This is a genomic window from Rhizobium oryziradicis (assembly GCF_001939045.1).
GTDB lineage: Bacteria > Pseudomonadota > Alphaproteobacteria > Rhizobiales > Rhizobiaceae > Allorhizobium > Allorhizobium oryziradicis.
In genome coordinates this window covers 81,690-103,169 of sequence record NZ_MKIM01000031.1, presented here as the reverse complement: position 1 = coordinate 103,169, position 21,480 = coordinate 81,690, and the positions used below count along the sequence as shown (strand labels likewise).

The 21,480-nt window shown below is 56.2% G+C and carries 8 protein-coding genes; 4 read left to right on the top strand and 4 right to left on the bottom strand.

The genetic code is table 11. From position 1 onward, the window contains the following. Window positions 1–169 precede the first annotated feature (169 nt). The gene (locus BJF95_RS20370) at window positions 170–991 is read left to right on the top strand and encodes a lytic murein transglycosylase (protein ID WP_075641326.1); all 822 of its coding nucleotides are present in this window, start codon (window positions 170–172) and stop codon (window positions 989–991) included. 63 nt (window positions 992–1,054) lie between these two features. Here the strand turns inward: BJF95_RS20370 and BJF95_RS20365 are convergent, their stop codons facing one another. Next, window positions 1,055–1,696: a carbonic anhydrase gene (locus tag BJF95_RS20365; protein WP_075641325.1), complete on the bottom strand. Its 642-nt coding sequence runs from the start codon at window positions 1,694–1,696 to the stop codon at window positions 1,055–1,057. Window positions 1,697–1,764: 68 nt separating this feature from the next. Beyond that, window positions 1,765–2,643 (bottom strand): pyridoxal kinase PdxY, encoded by an 879-nt coding sequence (gene pdxY, locus BJF95_RS20360; protein ID WP_075641324.1) that lies wholly within the window; start codon window positions 2,641–2,643, stop codon window positions 1,765–1,767. Between the two features lie 244 nt (window positions 2,644–2,887). On the opposite strand from pdxY, the gene BJF95_RS20355 reads away from it, so the two are divergent. After that, window positions 2,888–7,663: an NAD-glutamate dehydrogenase gene (locus BJF95_RS20355; protein WP_075641323.1), complete on the top strand. Its 4,776-nt coding sequence runs from the start codon at window positions 2,888–2,890 to the stop codon at window positions 7,661–7,663. Between the two features lie 151 nt (window positions 7,664–7,814). Next, window positions 7,815–9,191 carry an MFS transporter gene (locus BJF95_RS20350; protein WP_075641322.1) on the top strand — a complete coding sequence of 459 codons (1,377 nt, stop codon included), beginning with the start codon at window positions 7,815–7,817 and terminating at the stop codon, window positions 9,189–9,191. A 48-nt stretch (window positions 9,192–9,239) separates the two neighbouring features. Here the strand turns inward: BJF95_RS20350 and BJF95_RS20345 are convergent, their stop codons facing one another. After that, window positions 9,240–17,735 (bottom strand): glycoside hydrolase family 94 protein, encoded by an 8,496-nt coding sequence (locus BJF95_RS20345; RefSeq protein WP_075641321.1) that lies wholly within the window; start codon window positions 17,733–17,735, stop codon window positions 9,240–9,242. Window positions 17,736–18,223: 488 nt separating this feature from the next. Here BJF95_RS20345 and BJF95_RS20340 point away from each other — a divergent pair, with 488 nt between their 5' ends. Next, window positions 18,224–19,387 carry a M20 aminoacylase family protein gene (locus tag BJF95_RS20340; protein ID WP_245297389.1) on the top strand — a complete coding sequence of 388 codons (1,164 nt, stop codon included), beginning with the start codon at window positions 18,224–18,226 and terminating at the stop codon, window positions 19,385–19,387. A gap of 79 nt (window positions 19,388–19,466) precedes the next feature. Here the strand turns inward: BJF95_RS20340 and BJF95_RS20335 are convergent, their stop codons facing one another. Continuing rightward, the gene (locus BJF95_RS20335; RefSeq protein ID WP_075641319.1) at window positions 19,467–21,215 is read right to left on the bottom strand and encodes a glucan ABC transporter ATP-binding protein/ permease; all 1,749 of its coding nucleotides are present in this window, start codon (window positions 21,213–21,215) and stop codon (window positions 19,467–19,469) included. Between the last annotated feature and the right edge of the window lie 265 nt (window positions 21,216–21,480).

Sequence of the window (21,480 nt, the reverse complement as noted above, 5' to 3'; positions counted from 1 at the left end):
CGGGGGTGCAAACCTTCGGTCGTTTTTCCATGATGAGCGATCACGTCTTGGTGTTGAACCAAAGACCGGCTCAAAGACAGGCTCATGGGTAGGTGACAAAAACCACTTTGGCTGACATTGTCGCAGCTCGCTCCCCATCCCTTTCACCCCTTCCCCAAACGAGGTATCGATGCGACTTTCGCGGTTTTTTGCACTGGCTTTTGTGGCCGCAACAGCTCTCACGGCAGCCACACAGAGCGCCACGGCTGCCCCCAAATGCAGCAGCACCGCTGCAGGGTTTGAGCAATGGGTGGATGATTTCAAAGTGCAGGCGCAAGGCCAGGGCATCAGCCGTTCGGTTCTCGACCGGGCCTTCACCGGGGTTCACTATAATATCCCGACCATTCGCGCCGACCGCGGCCAAAAAAGTTTCAAGCTGTCGTTTGACGAGTTCATGAAGAAGCGCGGCGGTGCCGCCATTATCAGCCGTGGCAAATCCATGAAACGCGCCAACGCCGCACTTTTTGCGTCGATTGAGCGCCGTTACGGCGTGCCTGCTGGCCCGCTGATTGCCATCTGGGGCATGGAAACCGGCTTTGGCAATTATATGGGCACCCAGCCCACCCTGTCGGCCGTGGCAACGCTTGCCTTTGACTGCCGCCGCACCGAATATTTTACCGATCAGCTTTATGCTGCCCTCAAGCTGGTGGCTGATGGCACGCTCAGCAGCTCATCGCGCGGTGCCGCCCACGGTGAAGTGGGCCAGACCCAATTCTTGCCGAAAAACGTGCTGCTCTACGGGGTTGATGGCGATGGCGACCGCCATATCGATCTGATCGGCTCCCGCGCCGACGCCTTGGCATCGACCGCCAACTTCCTGAAGGGCCATGGCTGGCGCGCAGGTGCCGGTTATCAGCCGGGTGAGCCGAATTTCAATGCCATTGCCGGCTGGAATGCCGCTGTGGTGTATCAGCAGGCCATTGCCTATATCGGCAAGCAGATTGATCAATAATCACAACAACAAAAAAGGCCGGTATCAAAACCGGCCTTTTTTTGTAACTCTCATGAGGTTTGATCAAGGATCAAGCCGCTTGAAATCGCGGGTGTCCGAATCCATCACCCACAGCTCACCATTGGAAATGTCAAACCAGGCACCGTGAATGGCGATCTCGCCAGCCTCTTCCTGCGCCCGCACATAGGGGAAGGTGCGCAGGTTCTCAATAGAATTGCGGATCGAAATCCGCTCCATGGCCGTCTGGCGTTCAGCGTCCGTCATCACGGAGGCATTTTGCAGCTGCTCAGCCGCAGGCTTCACGAGGTTCATCCATTTTCCAATGAAATCGCCGGGCGAAAGCGGCTCTGCATTGGGATCAAGCGCTGCACGGATACCACCACAGCGGCCATGGCCCATCACAATGATATTTTTCACCTTCAGCGACTGAACCGCAAATTCAAGGGCTGCCGATGTGGAGTGATATTGGCCATCCGGCTCGTAGGGCGGCACCATATTGGCAACATTGCGCACCACGAACAATTCACCCGGACCGCAGTCAAAAATGGTCTCCGGCGCAGAGCGCGAGTCACAGCAGGCCACAATCATGGTCTGAGGATTTTGGCCTTGGTCGGCAAGAACGCGATAGCGCTCCCGCTCATCAACATAACGGCCACTCATGAAGGCACGATAGCCGGTCGAAAGTGAAGAAGGAAACTGTGTCATGGTTTTTGATTACCGCGTTGCAATATCTTTGACAAGGCAAAGAAATCTATAATTTCCCATTTTGGAGATTACAACCTTTTGGGCTTGCTGGCCGGATGCAACAACCGTCGCAGTTGCACCAGAGCCATCGGCGTCTTCAAGCTTGACTGATCCTGCTCCAAGGTCAGCTCATCGCTTTGGCGCTTCATGGACCGGGCAAGGATCTCATAAACACTGGCGGTTGCCAATTGCAGAGCCTTTTCCTCGTCATGGCTCTCCAGCAACCGCGCCAGCAGCAATGCCGAGAACAGATCGCCCAAACCATTGGGTGCCCCATCCATGGCCCGATGCTCGGCCAACAATGCATTTCGATTGGACAACAGCAAATTACCAATGCTGCCCGCCATCATCGGCACCGCCGATGTCACCGCCATACGCGCAGGCCCAAGCGAAAGCGCCGCATCAATAATGGCACTGTTGGTCTCCAGCGGCGCCCCCACCATCCACGCAAGTTCATAGCGATTGGGGGTGGCAATATCCGCAAGCGGAATAAGGTGATCGCGAATGGCCTGCGCCGTAGCATCCGGCACATAGAGCCCGCCCAGATCGCCCACCACCGGATCACACAGATAGACCAGATCGGGATTGCGCTCTTTCAGGGCCGACACCAGACGCGCCACGGCCAAGGGTTGTTTTGGACTGCCGAAATAGCCGGTGATGACGGCCTTGACCTCACCCAGCCATGGAGCAGCAATCAGATCATCAATGGCCTTGTCAAACACATCGTCGTTGAAATTCATGCGGGTTGAAGGCCCATGACCCGGATGCCAGGGCAAAACCACGGTCGGCATGGCCCAGACAGGAAAGCCAAGACTTTCCAGCGCAAAAACCACAGCACGATTTCCGACAGAACCACGAACAACGTGACTCGAAATGGCAATGACGGCGCTTGCCGAATAATCTGACATGAAGGACATTCCTGACTAGGTTTTGGGCCTTAAATTTGGGGTCATTTCCATGTTTTTGTCGCTATCTTTTCAATTTTTATCGCCAATTCAGGAAAAAATCGGTGATTTTTTGAAAAATATGCCAAACATGGTGCGTGTTTCGACAAATTCGATCCATCATGAGCGTATTGTATAGAGTTCAGACATCATTGCTAAGGCAGACTGCTGCGAAGACAACACAAAATTCCATCACGGGAGGATAATCGTGGTTGCAGGTAAACGGGTAAAACGGGATCAGCTTTTTGATGGTGCCCGCTCGGTGCTCAAAGAACAAGTCATCAGCGCCCTTGATCCGGAGGTTTTGTTTGGACGCGCCAGCGACGACGACCTCCAGCGCTATGAACCTCCCATGCTGGCCGAGGCCGCAAAGCGCGCCTTTGATGACCTCCAGAGCTTTGATGGCAAAACAGCCAAGGTCACAATTGAAACAAAAGCGGACATTGTGATTGACGGCTCCCCGATCAGCCTTTTGTCGATCGCCGACAGCAACAAGCCCTTCCTGTATGATTCCGTCATGGGCGAAATCACCAGCCAGTTCCGCGACATTCATCTGGCCGTTCACCCCATCGTAACCAGCACGGAGCAAGGCTGGGCGCTGGCCGATAAGGACACAGAGGCTGGCAGCCGAATAAGCTATATTCAGGTGCACTTGGCAGCCTTGAGCACCGAACAGGCCGACGGCCTGATTGCCAGGCTGGAAGATGTGCTCAAACAGGTGCGCACCGTAGCCAACGATTGGCAGCCGATGATTGCATTGCTTGAGGGTGCGGTGACGGATTTGACTGCACAGCCCGCCAGCCGACGCAAAGCGGAACGGGCCGAATCGCTGGCTTTCCTCGAGTGGCTGCGCGACGACAATTTCACCTTCCTCGGCATGCGTGAATATATCTATTCCGGCGAGGGAGCCAACGCCACAGTGGAGCGCGGCAAGGGTCGCGGCCTTGGCATGTTGTCCGATCCGGATGTTCTGGTGCTGCGCCAGGGCCGCAATGCCGTCACCACCACACCCGAAATCCTGGCCTTCTTGCAAGGCCCGGATGATCTGATTGTCACCAAAGCCAATGTGAAATCGGTGGTGCATCGCCGCGCCTATATGGATTATATTGGCGTCAAACGCTTTGATGCGAGCGGCAAAGTCATTGGCGAATTGCGCATCGTTGGCCTGTTCACCGCCACCGCTTACACCCATTCCGTCAATCATATCCCGCTGTTGCGGGCAAAAGTGGAAAAGGTCGTGGCGCATTTTGGCTTCGATCCGCAAAGCCACTCTGGCCGCATGCTGCAAAACACGCTGGAATCCTATCCGCGTGATGACCTGTTCCAGATTGATGCTGATCTTCTGGCGCGGTTCTGCGAGCAAATTACCGATCTGGGCGAGCGTCCGCGCGTGCGGGTTTTGCCCCGTATCGACCATTTCGACCGCTTCGTCTCCCTGCTCGTCTATGTGCCGCGTGAAGAATATAACTCGCTGGTGCGGGAGCGCATTGGCGATTATTTTGTCAAAGCCTATGACGGGCGTGTTTCCGCCTATTATCCCGCCTTCCCCGAAGGTGGCGTGGCACGCGTACATTTTATCATTGGCCGTTCTGAAGGCAAAACACCGCGCATTCCCCAAGCCAGGCTGGAAGAGGCCGTCAAGGCCATCACCTCGCGCTGGGATGACCGCTTTGCAACGCTTGCTCCTGCAAACGCCCCACAGCTTCTGGTCAATCGCGCCTTTGAAGATGCCTTTACCCCGGAAGAAGCGGTTGCTGATCTCAGCTTGATCGAAGCCAGCCTGACGCGGGCCGGTATTGCCATTGCCTTCCATGGTCGCAAGACGGATGGCGGCGATACGCTCTACCTCAAGGTGTTTCATGCTGGCCATCATCTGCCGCTGTCACGCCGCGTGCCGCTGTTGGAAAACCTTGGCTTTAACGTCATCAGCGAGCGAACCTTTGATGTTGGCGTTCAAAAACCCAAGAGCAACGATCAGCCGCAGCATGTTGTGTTGCACGACATGGAATTGACTGTTCGCCACGGGCAGGCCTTTGAATTTGGCAAGCATGCCAAGCGGGTGGAAGACGCGTTCCTCGCCGCCTTCAGCGGGCTGGTGGACAATGATGCCTTCAACCGCCTCGTTTTGAGCACCAATCTCTCGGTTGCTGAAGTGGCGGTGCTGCGCGCCTATGCCGCTTACCTGCGCCAAGGCGGGCTGGTCTATTCGCTGACCTATATTGCTGAAACGCTCAACAAATATCCGCAGATCACCGCCGATCTGTTCAGCCTGTTCCACCAGTCCTTTGATATCAAAGCCTCAGACAAAACCCGCCATCGCAAGCTCGCAGAGCTGCGAGCCCAGATTGAAACGGCGCTGGCAGATGTGCCGAGCCTCGATGACGACCGCATCTTGCGCCGGTATCAAAATGCCATTGATGCAACGCTGCGCACCAATTATTTCCAAAAGGGATCGACTGGCGTCAAGCCCATGCTGGCTTTCAAATTTGATCCGCAACTGCTCGACGGCCTGCCCCAGCCCAAGCCTTTCAGGGAAATGTTCGTCTACGGCACCGAGGTGGAAGGTGTGCACTTACGCTTTGGCAAAGTGGCCCGTGGCGGCTTACGGTGGTCGGACCGCGCTCAGGACTATCGCACCGAAGTGCTCGGCCTCGTCAAAGCCCAGCAGGTCAAGAATGCGGTGATTGTGCCGGTTGGTGCCAAGGGCGGGTTCTATCCCAAACAATTGGCGGGTATTACCAACCGCGAGGACTATCTGCGGCTGGGGCGTGAAGCCTATATGACCTATATCCGCACGCTGCTCTCCATTACCGACAACATCAAGGATGGTGAGGTTGTGGCACCAGTGGACACCGTGCGGCTAGATGGCGATGACCCCTATTTTGTGGTGGCGGCTGATAAGGGCACAGCCACCTTCTCCGACACCGCCAATGGCTTGGCGCGCGAGGCAGGCTTCTGGCTGGACGACGCTTTTGCCTCGGGCGGTTCTGCCGGTTACGACCACAAGAAAATGGGCATCACCGCCCGCGGCGCATGGGAAGCCGTGAAGCGGCATTTCCGCGAAATGAACACCAATATCCAGACAACCCCGTTTTCGGTGGTGGGTGTGGGCGATATGTCGGGCGACGTGTTTGGCAATGGCATGTTGCTGTCGCACAAGATCCGGCTGATTGCCGCTTTTGATCATCGCGATATTTTCATTGATCCCAACCCGGATATGGAAAAATCCTTCCAAGAGCGCAAGCGCATGTTCGCCCTGCCCCGCTCCAGCTGGCAGGATTACAACACCGCCCTGCTCTCCAAAGGCGGTATGATCATTTCGCGTTCGGAAAAATCGGTGAAGCTGACCCAGGAAGCCGCAGATGCCATTGATCTTGGCAAGCTGGTGGCAACCCCTCTGGAAATCCTCAGCGCCATCTTGAAAGCCCCTGTTGATCTGTTGTGGTTTGGCGGCATTGGCACCTATGTCAAAGCCCTGTCCGAGTCAGATGCCGAGGTGGGCGACCGCGCCAATGACCCGATCCGCGTGACAGCTGATGAGGTGCGCGCCAAGGTGATTGGCGAAGGGGCCAATCTGGGTGTCACCCAAAAGGGCCGTATTGCCTTTGGTCTCAAGGGCGGGCGTTGCAATTCGGATGCGATTGATAATTCGGCAGGCGTCAATTCCTCAGACGTTGAGGTCAATATCAAGATTGCCCTCTCCTCGGCTCTGGCCTCTGGCCGTCTTGATCTTCCCGCCCGCAACAAATTGCTGGCCTCGATGACCGAAGAAGTTGGCGAGCTGGTGTTGCGCAACAACTATCTGCAATCGCTGGCAATTTCCCTGACCGAGCGCCAGCGCGCCAGCAACCGTGATGAGTTGGCCCGGTTGATGACCGTGCTGGAAGCATCCGGCCGCCTCAATCGTAAAGTTGAAATGCTGCCCGATGATGCGGCGATTTCCGAGCGTTACGTGGGCGGTCAGGCCCTCACCCGTGCCGAAATTGGCGTGTTGCTGTCTTACGCCAAGATTTCGCTGTTTGATGATCTGGTTGAAAGCGATCTGCCAGATGCCCCCTATTGCGACAGCCTTTTGAAGGAGTATTTCCCGAAAAAAATGCGCCGCAGCTACGAGGGTGAAATTGAAGGACACCGGCTGAAGCGCGAAATCATCGCAACAGCACTGGCCAATCACGTGATCAATCGTGGCGGCCCCAGCTTTATGGTATGGATGATGGATGCCACCGGCGCGCAAGCAGCCGATATCGTCAAGGGTGCCATTCTGGCCGGCGACGGGCTGGATCTGCACAGCTATTGGGAGCAGATTGATGCTCTGGATGGCGAAATTTCGGGCGATGCGCAAAACGATCTCTATAGCCGGATTGAATATGTCTATCGTGCCTTCACAAAACTGGCGATCGACACCAAACTGACGGATGGAGATCTCTCGGACACGGTGCGCAAACTGAAAACGGCGATCAAATCCTTCAAGGGCTTCAGCAAATCGGTGATGCCGGCCGATTTCTCGCATCACATCGAATCGGATGCCGCCCAGATGAAGGAAGCCAGCGTGCCTGATGAGTTGGCACAGTCCATTGCAGAACTGTCGGCTTTCATTGTGGTCCCAGAGGTTATGGCCATCTCGCTTCGCGCCAATGCCAGTTTGCAGCGCGCCACCGAAAATTACTACAAGGTCAGCGAGATATTCCGTGTCGGGCGGTTGTTGGCATCGTTGGAAAAAATCCAGACCAGCGATCATTATGACAATCTGGCCTTGCTGCGCAGTCTGGATTTGATCCTGTCGGCCCGGCGCAACATTGTTGTGCAGGCGCTTACAGCCAATAGCGAGGCAAAAAATGCCATTGCAAGCTGGCAGGCCCAAGATGCGGTGCGCATCAACAGGCTGGGCAGCGAGTTGATCGCGCTGACTGATGGCGAGCCAAGCCTGTCACGTTTGACAGTTGCGGCGAGCCTGCTCACCGACATTGCGCAAGCTCGAAGCTAAAGGCCAGAAGCGAAGGGCCAGCACTTGAACACGACAAGCTGCCGAGATGTCATCATCTCGGCAGTACAGTGTTTCATCTCAATCATTGTTGAACCTGTCATGCCATAATGCCAATGTCGCCGTCACAGCATAGTGGGACGGCGGTACAATAATGACAGCAGAACAAAAAATCACTCCAGCCACCAAAGCCGGGATTTGGGGATGGATGTTTTTTGATTGGGCAGCGCAGCCGTTTTTTACGGTTGTGACCACCTTTATCTTCGGACCTTATTTTGTTGCGCGGTTCACCCACGATCCCGTTGCAGCCCAAGCGGCCTGGAGCAATGCAGCCACAGTCGCATCTGTGATCATTGCGCTTTTCTCTCCGATTTTGGGGGCCATTGCCGATCGCAGCGGGGCGCGCAAGCCGTGGATTGCCTTTTTCGCCACCATCAAGATCACCTGTCTGTGCTTGCTGTGGTTTGCCGCTCCCGGCTCTGCCGTGATCTATCCGTTGATTTTCTTCAGCCTCGCCTCGGTTGCCGCTGAATTTTCCATTGTCTTCAATGATTCGATGATGCCAAGACTGGTCAGCGCCAAAGACGTAGGCCGCATTTCCAATGCCGCCTGGGGTCTGGGCTATCTGGGCGGCATGATTGTGCTGATTGCCGTGGTGGCACTGCTGGCGGCCAATCCGGCCACAGGAAAAACCATCCTGGGCATCACCCCGCTGTTTGGTATTGATGCGACAACCGGCGAAGATGCCCGCATCACCGGCCCAATCGCGGCCCTGTGGTATCTGCTTTTCATTCTGCCGATGTTTTTCTTCACGCCCGACCAGGCAAAGGGCGAGCCTTTGGGCAAAGCCGTGCGCGCCGGGCTTTCCGACCTCAAGGAAACACTGAAAGAAGTGCGGGCGAGGGCGGGTATCTTTCGGTTTTTGATCGCACGGATGATCTATCAGGATGGCGTCAATGGCGTTCTCATTCTGGGCGGCGTGTTTGCAGCGGGCATGTTTGGCTGGTCGACCATGGAAATCGGTCTTTACGGCATCATTCTGAATATTGTCGCGATCTTTGGCTGCCTGCTAGCCAGCCGTCTGGACCACGCGCTTGGCTCTAAAACTATGGTGGTGATCAGCCTATGCTTTTTACTGTTTGCGGTCTTCGGCATTGTCTCAACGGGGCCGGATTTTACCGCCTTTGGCCTTGTGCCGCTCTCCACCCTCAGCACCGGCAGCTTGTTTGGTACCACGGCAGAAAAGGTCTATATTCTCTATGGCGTGTTCATTGGCCTTGCCTTTGGGCCCGTGCAGGCCTCATCTCGCTCTTATCTGGCCCGCAGCATTACGCCCGATGAAGCGGGTCGCTATTTTGGCATCTATGCCCTGTCAGGCCGGGCCACCAGCTTCATGGCCACATTGTCCTTCTCACTTGTTACCGCCGCCACCCATTCCGCGCGGGCGGGCATGGCCTGTCTGTTGATTTTCCTTGGCCTTGGGCTGATTCTTTTGTTGAAGACGCCGTATCCAGCAAACAGAAAAGCATAAAAAAAGCCGACGCGAACGCCGGCTTTTTCATGTCTCGATGGGCTTGCTTCAGAAGCTCACAGCAAAGGCACCGTCACGCTCTTCAACGGCCTTGCCATTGGCGCTGACCTCATAACGATTACCCTTGCGTGCCACATTGATCTTGACAGCCTTGCCGCCAATGCTGACCTCGGCCTCATAGGCGTTGAGGTGCGAAGGCAGGGCAGGGCGCAGGCTCAAGTGTTCGCCGTTGCGGTGAATGCCGAGGAAGCCTTCGATGGCGAAGCGATACATCCAGCCAGCCGAGCCGGTGTACCATGTCCAGCCACCACGGCCTTCATAGCCGGGACCGCCGTAAACGTCAGCAGCAACCACGTATGGCTCTACCCGGTAACGGTCTGCGGCCTCGGTGGTCTCGGCGTGGTGGATCGGGTTCAGGGTCGAGAACACTTTCCACGCCTGATCAGCACGACCGAGCTTGGAGAGTGCCAAACCTGTCCAGATAGCGGCATGGGTATATTGACCGCCATTTTCACGCACGCCCGGTGGGTAGGACTTGATATAGCCGGGATCCAGACGGGTGTTTTCAAACGGCGGGGTGAAGAGGCGCACAATGCCAACCTCATCATCGATCAACCGCTTGACCACCGAATCCATGGCGATTTCCTGCCGTTCAGGCTTGCCTGCACCCGACAGAACCGACCAGGACTGGGCAATCGCGTCGATCTTGCACTCATCCGACAGATCAGAGCCCAACGGATCGCCATCGTCGAAATAGCCGCGACGATAGTGGTCACCATCCCAGCCAGCCTTTTCAAGCGCAGCCTTCAGGCTGGTGAGATACTTCTCCCAACGGGTCACGCGGGCATCGTCATTGCGTTGCTTGGCGTAAGGCGCAAACACTGTGAGCGCATTGGCCAGGAACCAGCCCAGCCACACGCTTTCGCCACGGCCTGCCACGCCCACGCGGTTCATGCCGTCGTTCCAGTCACCGCCGAGGATCAATGGCAAGCCATTGGTGCCGGTGCGGGTGATGGCGAGATCCAGCGCACGGGCGGCGTGCTCATACAGCGCCACCGACTCGTTGGAAATCTCAGGTGTGAAGAAGGCATCGTGACGGCCCAGCGCCAAGGTTGGGCCATCGAGGAAGTTGATCTGCTCATCCAGAATGGCGGCGTCGCCGGTGGCGGTGACGTAACTATCGATGGCATAGGCCAGCCACACCACGTCATCGGAAATGCTGGAGCGGATACCCGCACCATTCTGCGGTAGCCACCAATGCTGCACATCGCCTTCCTTGAACTGGCGCGATGCCGCATTGAGGATCTGGTTGCGGGCCAGTTCCGGCTTATACAGCAGGAAGGCAAGGCTGTCTTGCAACTGGTCGCGGAAGCCATAGGCACCCGAGGCCTGATAGAAGCCAGCACGCGCCTTGATGCGGCAAACCAGCGTCTGATAGGGCAGCCAATGGTTGACCATATTGTCAAAGCCAGCATCGCCGGTCTTGACCTTTAGGTGGCCGGTAAAGTCGCCCCAGAATGTTTTGGCCTCATTGAGGGCCTTCTCGAAGCCCTTCTTACGCGCAGCGGTAATCACGCCGCGGGCAGCCTCCAGAGTGGCTGCATCGCCCATCAGGAAGGTGACGGACTTTTCTTCACCCGGCTGCAACTCAATATCAAAGGCCAGAGCCGCGCATGGATCGCCTTCGGGGTCAATCGAACCCGACAGCGGCGATGCCTTGGCAACAGCCTGTGGCATCTTGATATCGCCATGGCGACCGATGAACTCGCGGCGGCTGGAGGCAAAGCCCGAAGCCGTCTCGACGCCCGCCATGAAGGCAAACCGGCCCGAATAGTCGATGCTATAGGGGTTGGTGGCCAGAAGCGCTCCGGTTTCCTCATCCTTTGATGTCAGCACGAAAGCGGCGGTCTTCTGCGGGTTGTTGCCGAGAATCCACTCGGCATAACCGTAGCTTCTCAAACGCCGTGCCGTGGTGCCGGTGTTGCGCACCGTCAGCTTGGTAAAGCGCACTGGCTCGACCTGATCAACGGTCACTGTCAACTCGACTTCCAGATCAGAACCCGTTGAGCTGAACACCGAATAGCCGAGGCCATGGCGGGTTTCATACACGGCATCCAGACGCTTGCTCGCTGCCGAAATCGGGCTGATCACATCGCCACTGTCCAGATCAGCCACGTAGAAGGCTTCGCCGGTACGGTTGGTGACGGCATCGTTTGACCATGGGGTCAGCTGATAGTCGCGCGAATTGCGGCTCCAGGTGAAGCCTGCACCTTCGGCCGAAATATGGAAACCGAAGTTGTCGTTGGAGATCACATTGATCCATGGCTGCGGTGTGGACTGACCATGGGCCAAACGCACCACATATTCGGAACCGTCCTTGCTGAAGCCGCCGTAACCGTTCCAGAAGTCCAGATCGCTGCCATCAATGGTGATAACAGGCTGATCTTCCGGCTTCACCATGGTGGGCACTGGCGGATACCAATCCGAATCCACGCTATCGGCACCACGCGGTGCCGAGAACAGCTCGACGGCATGGGTCACCTGATCGGTGATCTTGCCGTTTCGAGCATGAAGCACGACGCGCGCGGCTGCCAGCACGGCATTCCAGCCACTGTCATCCATCAGATCGCGACGCACGGCAAACACATGCTGCTGGCCGCCATCGGTCTGCTTGGAGCGGATGCCTTCGGCCATTTGCTCCAGCGCGTGCTGCATATCCTGAGCATACGAGGCTGCCCGCTCGTTGAGGATGACCACATCACTGACCACGCCATGGCGGATCAGGTAATCCTGCGCGCTCAGGGCTTCACGGACCACTTCTGTGTCCATGTCATCATTGATGCGCACGGCGAAGATTGGATAGTCGCCCGAGATCGAGTTTGGCCACAGCGCCGATTGCGATGCGAGGCCTGCCCGAACCGTTTCCGGGTCGGCGCGCAGATGCATATCCGGGTAGACCAGATAGCGTCCGAGCTGCTGGAACGCTGCCGCCTGCTGCGAGGTAATGCCGATATGGCGCATCTCTACCTGTGTGCGGGTCCAGGCGTGCAGCATTTCATGGTTGAAGGCGTCGGCGTGGCGATATTGCTCAATGGCCGCATCCAGTTCTGGACGGCTTGGGGCGGCAATGGTCCAATAGACTACGCTGACCTTTTTGCCAGCAGGCACACGAAGAACACGGCGGAAGCTGGCGATTGGGTCCAGTGTAAAGCCTTGGGTACCCGACAGTGTTGCACCCGGATCAAAGGCTGCGGCTTCACCCAGCGTTCTGCCACGACCGATGAACTTGTAACGGTCGGTTTCGAACTCGGTGTTGCGGCCGGGGCCTGAGGTATCCGACACCAGATGCGCCACGCAGATGTCGGGATCGCTTGGCGAACGCTTGTTGCGCTCGACGCGGATCACATCGCCCTTACGGCCCAGCTCGGTCTTGATGAACATGCGTGAGAACACCGGATGGGCGTTGTCATTGTCATCGCTCGACAGTACCGGCTCCATATAGGAGGTCACTTCAATGAAGCGATCTTCGGTGCCGGTGTTGAGAATGGTGACGCGACGGCCTTCGGCATCATGCTCGGTGGCAACCACGCATTCCACGGTGGAGGTAATGTCGCCCACCGTCTTGGTGAACTCGGCCTTGTCGTCGGAGAACACCACGCGGGTCTTTTCTTCCGCAGCACGGCGCGGAGCTGCGGTGGTGGACCACCATTCGCCCGAGGTCATATCGCGCAGGAAGATAAAGGTCCCGTTGCGGTCTTCGGTTGGGTCTGCCTTCCAGCGCGAAACAGAGAGGCCGTTCCAGCGCGAGAAGCCCGAACCTGTGGCCGTCAACATCACCGAGTAATGGCCGTTGGACAGCAGCACCAGTTCGCGATCCTTGGAAAGCGGATCGGTAATGGTGCGGATTTCTGCCCGCAGCAGGTCTGCCTGTCCCTTGCCGGGGGTCTGCGGCTCGTATTTCGCGCTCATTACCGGAATTTCGCGCGGTGCCTTTTCCTGCAACAGCAGTTCAGCCGCTTCAATCACCGGGTCAGCATGGAAAAGACCACGCAGCAGGCCGTTGAAGGTCACGTTGGCAATGGCCGCAATCGACATGCCATGGTGGTGGGCATAGTAGTTATAGACCACAGCACAGGTCTTGCCCTTGGGCACGCGGGTCGGGGTGAAGTCCACGGCGTCATGGAAGCCGTATTGACCCAGCGCACCCAGCGAGCGCAGCTTTTTCAGGTTTTCAGCCGCAGCCTTTGGATCGTATTGGCTGGCGAGAATGGAAGCGTAAGGGGCGATAACGGCGTTCTGGCCAAGGCCGCGTTTGAGGCCAAGGGTTGGCACACCAAAGTTGGTGTACTGATAGGCCAAAGCATGGTCGCGGGCGTTAAAGGCAGCTTCCGAAATACCCCAAGGGATGTTCAGGCGGCGACCGTGGTTCATCTGTTCCTTGACGATCAGATTGTTGGTCTGGTTGAGAATACCACCCTGACGCTCCTGCATGACCAGTGGCGGCATCAGATATTCAAACATCGAACCGGACCACGACACCAGCGCGGCACGCGAACCAATCGGCACCACCTGACGGCCCAGCTTATACCAATGCTCAGTGGGCAGATCGCCCTTGGCAATGGCAAACAGCGAGGTGAGGCGGGCTTCCGAAGCGAGAAGGTCGTAGCAGCTTTCGTCCAGCTCCATGGTTTCAACACGGTAGCCGATGGACAGCAGGCGGCGTTCCTTGCGGAACAGGAAGGAGAAGTCCATCGAAAACGCCAGATCGCGGGCGCGATCACGCAGATGGCTCAGACGCACCCGCAGCGGCTCAATGTTGGACAAATCGAACGCGCTATCGGCAATGTGCGATTCGCACACGCTGACCAGCGATTCGCTCCAGCGCATGATGTCCGTGCTCTTGTCCGAGCGCAGTTCATGGTGAAGGTTGGCGGCCAGCTTTTGAATGTCGCGGGCCAGAACAGCGAGGTTCATCACCTGAATGGAGGCGAATTCATGCTCGCGCTTCACCGCTTCCACGGCGTTGTTGAAGCCCTGAATGCGCTCAAACAGGCGACCACGCAGCGGGCGCAGGTTCTTGCGGTCATCCGGCAGCTCGCTCAAGGTTTCCATCAGGATACCGCCGACATCGCTGATGCCGTCGAGGCTGGCCTGAAGGTGCGCCGATGGCGCTTCTGCCCATTCACGGCAGGCCGATGAAATGGCAATCAGGTGACCCGCGAGATTGCCACTGTCCACGGCCGAGATGTAGCGGTTGCCCAAAGGCTTCAGCGTATCGGTGTGATACCAGTTGTAGATATGGCCCCGGAATTTATCCATCTTGTCGAGCGTGCCGATGGTCTGTTCCAGCTTTTCAATGGTCTGCTCAAAGCTGAGCCAGCCAAAATGACGGGCCGAAACCACGGACAGCAGATAAACACCGATATTGGTGGGCGAGGTGCGCCGCGCCACAACCGGCTCTGGTGTTTCCTGAAAATTGTCCGGCGGCAGGAAGTGTTCACCGGCATTGGTGAAGGTTTCATAATAGCGCCAGGTGCGACGGGCGATCCGGCGCAGCTCAATCACCGTGTCTTCCGGCACAAACATGCGGTCTTCGGTTTCTGCCGATTGGCTGACATACCAGGCCACCAGCGGTGACAGCACCCACATCAGCGTAAACGGCAGACCAACAAAGGCACCAAAGCCTGCTTCCCAGAACGACAGAGCAAAGGCGACAATTGCCAAGATCGGCGCATAGCGCATGGTCTTGTAATAGGTGAGAATGCTTCCTTGCGCGGCAGACTGAATACTGGCGGCGGTGCGCCATTCCAGCAGCATCTTGCGGCTGACCAGCAGACGATACATCGAGCGAATGATGGCATCGGCCATCATGCAGGCCATATCCGCAATGAACACGATGCGGAGCGCCACTTGCGCATTGGCACCGCGCACATCAGCCCACAAGGATTGGAAATGCGCACTTGGCACAATATCCGTCTGGCGTGGAACCAGCGCGTTGATCAGCGAAATGGTCGGAGCCACAAACAGCGAGAAGATCAACATCAGCTGCCAGACCAAAGTGTCCAGCGGGTTCATGGCGTACCAGCCAATGACGGATGCTGCAAACCACGCAATAGGGGTCAGCGAGCGACGCAGGTTATCGACCATTTTCCAACGGCCAAGCGAGGTAATGCCGCGATTGGGGTCGAAAATATAAGGAAGCAGCTGCCAGTCGCCACGCGCCCAGCGATGCTGACGCGAGATTTCTACCTCATAGCGGGTTGGGAAGTCTTCGACCAGCTCAACGTCAGTCACCAACGCGCAGCGAGCAAACGAGCCTTCCAAAAGGTCATGGCTGAGAATGGTGTTTTCGTCGATCCGGCCCTTGATGGCGGTCTCGAATGCATCAACGTGATAGAGGCCCTTACCCGTGAAGCTACCTTCGCCGGTAATGTCCTGATAGACGTCGGAGACGGTGAAAACGTAAGGATCAAGGCCGCGATTGATCGAGAACACGCGCTGGAACACGGAGGCGTCCTTGCCGGTGGTCAGCGATGGTGTCACGCGCGGCTGCAAAATGCCGTAGCCGCTGATAACACGGCCGGTCTTTGGATCATGCACCGGACGGTTGATCGGGTGATACATCTTGCCGACCATTTTGGTCACGGCATCGCGCATCAAACGGGTGTCGGCGTCCAATGTCATCACATATTGCACGCCATCCGGCACCGTATTGGCACCGGTCATGTAAGATGTGTCTTTGTCGCCGCGCAAAAGCAGGTTCAGCTCATGCAGCTTACCGCGCTTGCGCTCCCAACCCATCCAGCAATCTTCCTGAGGGTTGAACAGGCGGCGACGGTGCAGGAAGTAAAAACGGGTCTTGCCATCGTCATCGTAACGGGCATTGAGATTGGCCACTTCGCGCTTGGCATATTCAAACACTTCCAGATCAGCGGCAGTTTCTTCCACCTTGGCATCCGGCCAGTCGCTGAGCAGCGCAAAATAAACCTCGCCACGCGGGTTGGTGAGGTAATGAACTTCCAGATTGCGCACCAGTTCATCCACATGGTCGCGCTTGGAAATCATGCAGGGCACCGCCACCAGCGTGCGCGCCTCATCGGGAATGCCTTCCTTGAACTCATACCCGACCAGACGGGCAGGCTTGAGCACAAAGGTGGAGAGCGTGTTGAAAAGGCCCGTGGCCCCTTCAGACGCCGGCAAGGCAAACAGCACCACCAACAGCACAATCAACGGCACCGAGAGGCCCGCATAGGAAAGATACCAGGCCACCAAAGCCAAAGCCAAAGCGGTGAAAGCCAGAATAGGCAGGGCAATGGCCAACCAGTGCAGACGCTTGAAGCTGCGGGTTATGGCAATGTGCACAGGCACACGATAGCCAATCTTGCGCTCAAGCTCCTGCTTGCGCGCCCCCACCAGCACGCTGCCGACGTTGGAGATCGAATCTGATTGGCCGGCCGCTGTTGCTTCAGACTGAGCCAGATCAATGGCAGCTTGGGCAATTTGCAACTCGGTCTTGTCGGAGCGGCGTGCCAACTTTTCGATGGTGTTGCGGTAGCTGTTGCGTGAGCCGAAATCCAGCGCTTCATAATCGCTGTGCGAGCGCAGGATTTTGTCAACATGGCTGACTTCTTCCACCCACACCGACCATTCCGTATCATCAATGGTGCGAAGACCCTTGATGATGCTGCCCATGGTGACATTGCCCGACGACAGACGGTTGTGCTCCGCCGCCATGGCCTCTTCGCTGCTGCGGCCCTTGGCAGCCATCCGCTGCTCAAGCCAGTTGACGGCGAGCGTGGATGTTTGCGAGCCATTGCGGATGCGATACAGGAATTGCGTGGCAAAGGTATTGTCGTCAACCAGCGCTTCAATGGTCTTGAGATACTCGCGACACGCAGCCTCGTCGTTGAGACGAATCACTTCATCGGCGGCCTCATTGGCCTTGCGGCGCATCTGGCGCGAGCGTTCCACGCGGGTGGAAATGCGGCGCAGATTTTCCACCAGCACAAAGCGCACCATGGACGGCAGTGCCCAAAGCTCGCCGATTTCCAAAGATTGTTCCGACTGATAGCCCTCGGCCAGTGCCGTCATGCCCTCACGGGTCACGGTGCTGTGGGTGTGGGCGACATAGAGCCAGGCCAGTGCCATGACGCGCGGGATCACCTGATCGCCAATTTTCACCGTGGGCAATTGGCCATAGAAGCGGCGAGGGAAGTCACGACGCACTTCCTGAATGGCTTCTTCGATGATGTAATGGTTGTCGAGCAACCATTCTGCGGCGGGCGTAATGGTCGCACCGGCTTCCAGATCGGCTGCCGTGGTGCGGTAAACGCGCAGGATTTCCCGCTCGTTTTCTTTATGCCGCGCAAAAAAATCGAAGGCAAAGAAAGCCGGAAGCGTTGCCACAACATCTGTGGCGAGGCTCTTGGACTTATCCTTCAATTCATCAATTGTCAGATAGACACCTCTGATCGAATCATTGTGGTCAATGTTTCGGGTTTCAGTGTCGCGCGGCGCAGCAGAAGGCGTCATAGATGGGGACATGTTCTCGAATTCTGTTACCAGCAAGAGTGGGGTGTTCTGCACAACGCTTGAAAAACCAAATCAGTTCCCCAAAAAATCATGCAGCAATTTTAAAGTCCTACAGCATTTTATGGCAGATGCGCCAAGCTATGTTGCAGTCTATATCGTTTATCCGTTTGCTTTTGGTTTCCAGTAAAGGCCACAAGCAAAACAAATTGGCCTTAAAGAGATCTTTGGTCAGCACAAATCGGGCAAAAAACACGAGCAGTCGACCCAATCCCTTGCTGCGACAAAACCGTCACGTTTGATTGGGTTTTGAAAAATCCTGCCATATTCATAGGGTCTCTCCCATATAAGGGTGATGAAGCGTCCTTCACCACAAGACATCAAGCTTGAAAGTTTGCATTGCTTTGCTTGAATGGAAGCTGAACAAATGTCATCGTAAACAGACACGCCTGCCGACACATTCTGTGCCGCGCCCATGGTTCCACCGCAATTTCAGGTCCATCATGTCTCTCCCCCTGTCGAATGAAATGCAAGATATCGTTGCCATCCGCCGCCATCTGCACCAAATCCCGGAACTCGGACTGTCCGAATTCAAAACCTCCGATTTCGTCGCTGAAAAGCTGACAGAAATGGGCTATGACATCACCCGCGGTCTGGCCAAAACCGGCATTGTTGCAACACTGAAAAATGGCGATAGCCCCCGCAGCATTGGTATTCGAGCCGATTTTGATGCCTTGCCCATCCCCGAAGAGACGGGCGTGGACTATGTCAGCCAGCATCCCGGCCTTATGCATGCCTGCGGCCACGATGGCCACACGGCCATGCTGCTGGGTGCTGCCAAAATTCTGGCTGAGCGCCGCAATTTTGATGGAACCATTCATCTGATTTTCCAACCCGCCGAAGAAAATTTTGGCGGTGCAAAGCTGATGATCGAAGATGGTCTGTTTGAGCGCTTTCCCTGTGACGCCGTGTTTGGCCTGCACAATGATCCGCGCATCCCTTTCGGCCAATTTGTCTTCCGTGAAGGGCCAATCATGGCATCGGCGGATGAATGCAAAATCACCGTGATTGGCAAGGGCGGCCATGGTGCCGAGCCGCAAGATGCAGCCGATCCGATTGTGGCGGGTGCCAGCATCATCATGGCTTTGCAAACGGTGGTGTCGCGCAACATCCATCCGCTGAAATCAGCCGTTATCACCGTGGGTGCCTTTAACAGCGGCATCGCCAGCAATGTTATCCCTGAGCGTTCTGAGATGGCTATCACCATCCGCGCCCTCGATGCTGGCGTGCGCGATGCACTGGAAACGCGCATTCGCCAAATCGCCGAAGGGCAGGCGGCAAGCTACGGCATGCGGGTTGAGATCGACTATCAGCGCGGCTATCCGGCAACCGTCAACCACAAGTCAGAAACAGACTTTGTCCGTGATCTGGCCAAGCGCTTTGCCGGCAATGACAAAGTCTTCGACATGGAAAACCCGATCATGGGCAGTGAAGATTTTGCCTATATGCTGGAAAACAAGCCCGGAACCTATTTTTTCCTCGGCACGCAAAAAACCGCCGACGACCCACAGCTTCACCACCCGCGCTATAATTTCAACGACGATATTATTCCCACCGGCACCACATTCTGGGTCGAGCTTGCAGAAAAATGGCTGGCGAAAGCCTGACATAAAAAAGGCGCGACATGCAAAGTCGCGCCTTTCTTGAAAATGTTTGCGTCGCCAGGCTTGATCAGATCTGGCCCGATCAGATGTGCGGGCCTTCATCGGCTTCCTTGAGCAGACCGCTGGTTTGCAACAGCGAGGCAAAACGGCCGCCCTTGGCACTCAATTCATCATAGGTGCCCATTTCAACGATGCGGCCATGATCGAGGAACAACACCTGATCCGCCTCGCGCACGGTGGAAAGACGGTGGGCGATGATGAAGGTCGTGCGATTTTTACGCAGGCGATCAATTGCTTCTTTCACCCGCGCTTCGGTTTCCACATCCAAAGCGCTGGTGGCTTCATCCAGCACCAGAATGGGCGCATCCTTCAAAATCGCACGCGCAATGGCGATGCGCTGGCGCTCACCACCGGAGAGGCGATTACCACGCTCGCCGACGCTGGTATCAAAGCCGTTTAGTCGGCTCTCGATAAAGTCGGTGGCGGCGGCAGCCTCCGCCGCTTTGACAATATCCTCATCCGTCGCGTTTTCACGGCCAATGCGAATGTTGTCGGCAATCGAGCGATTGAGAATGCCTGCGTCCTGAAACACGGTGGCAATGCTGTGACGCAGCGAATGGCGTGTCACGCTGGTGATATTCACCCCATCAATCAGGATTTGCCCTTCTTGAGGTTCATGCACCCGCTGCAACAGATTGATCAATGTGGTTTTTCCAGCACCCGTAGGCCCGACAATCGCAATCGTCTGGCCAGCCTTGGCTTGGAAGGACACATGCTTCACACCTTGCGTTGTGTTGGCAAAGTCAAACGACACATCCCTGAACTCCACATCACCACGCACAGGGGGAAGATCCACTGTTCCGGCAGGCTCGTCGCGTTCCTTCACCGAATCTTCCAGCTGATAGAAGTCTTCAAGCTTGGCACGGGCCTCGAAAATCTGGGTCGAGAACTGGCGCATCTGGTCCAGGCGCCCGATCAACAGATTGGCAAAGCCAATGAAGGCAATGACGTCACCCACCCGCAACTCGCCTTTTTGCACCAGCATGGTGCCTAGAATAAGAATGATCAGCATCGAAGCTGTGGAGGCAATACGGTTGAGGCCGCTGGCAATGGCCCACCAATCCAGCACCGGATATTGCGCATTGATCAGATTGGTGGTGAAGGATTTGAGCGCGGCTGTTTCCGCCTGAATGCGGTTGTAACTATGCACTACCGAGACATTGCTGATCGAATCACTGACATGGGAAAAAACTGTGTGATAGTGGCCCTCGACAGAGGCCTGACCATCCTTGGTCTTGTCCATCACCACTTTGCCAATCACGATATAAATCAGGCCAAGCACAATCAGCACCACGGTCAGGCGCACGTCCATCGACAAAGCCGTGGGAATAAGCAGCGCCAGCGCCACAAGCGTTGCCAGGTGTGTGCGCATGAATTCCAGCCACAGACCAAACAATGTCTCGCTGGCGCGCAGCAATGTGTGCAATGCATTGGATGTGCCGCGCTGGTGGTGCCATGATAGAGGCATCGAAATGATTCGACCAAAGGCCTCTGTCAGCAAGGAAGCGCGGCGACCATGGGCAAGGCGGTCTGCCTCGCGGGCCACCAACACAAAAGCGACCGTATTGAAAACGCCGAAACCGCCCCACATGATCAAAATATCCGTGACAGGCTTGCCTGTGGAAATCGCATCAATGATCCAGCCAAACAACACAGGTTCAGCAATGGTGATCACAGCAAGGATGATGTTAGCGGCAACGACGACGCCAACCTTTAAGCGATAAGCCCCGAGATACTGCAGAGCACGCCAATAGATTTGCAACAAGGACATGCCGTCGAATTCTCCATTCCATACCGAAATTATCCGGTAATTTGCCCGCTGGGGGCATAGATCTGCCATAGGTATGATTGTTATAGGGAAACAAACATGAACATCGCCTGTACAGTTCCCTATCAATTGTGCAAAATCTCAATTTGCAGATTCAATTTTTCAAATTGGAGGTTATGGACAAGGTGGGAACGGTAAAATTAATAAATACTCAAGATTGAAGTGACAGACGTCGAACACGTATGTTTTGACCTGATAAAATTTAATG

Coding starts and splice junctions, on each gene's coding strand:
- BJF95_RS20370 (WP_075641326.1), top strand. CDS start 170: ATGCGACTTTCGCGGTTTTTTGCACTGGCTTTTGTGGCCGCAACAGCT.
- BJF95_RS20365 (WP_075641325.1), bottom strand. CDS start 1,696: ATGACACAGTTTCCTTCTTCACTTTCGACCGGCTATCGTGCCTTCATG.
- pdxY (WP_075641324.1), bottom strand. CDS start 2,643: ATGTCAGATTATTCGGCAAGCGCCGTCATTGCCATTTCGAGTCACGTT.
- BJF95_RS20350 (WP_075641322.1), top strand. CDS start 7,815: ATGACAGCAGAACAAAAAATCACTCCAGCCACCAAAGCCGGGATTTGG.
- BJF95_RS20345 (WP_075641321.1), bottom strand. CDS start 17,735: ATGTCCCCATCTATGACGCCTTCTGCTGCGCCGCGCGACACTGAAACC.
- BJF95_RS20340 (WP_245297389.1), top strand. CDS start 18,224: ATGTCTCTCCCCCTGTCGAATGAAATGCAAGATATCGTTGCCATCCGC.
- BJF95_RS20335 (WP_075641319.1), bottom strand. CDS start 21,215: ATGTCCTTGTTGCAAATCTATTGGCGTGCTCTGCAGTATCTCGGGGCT.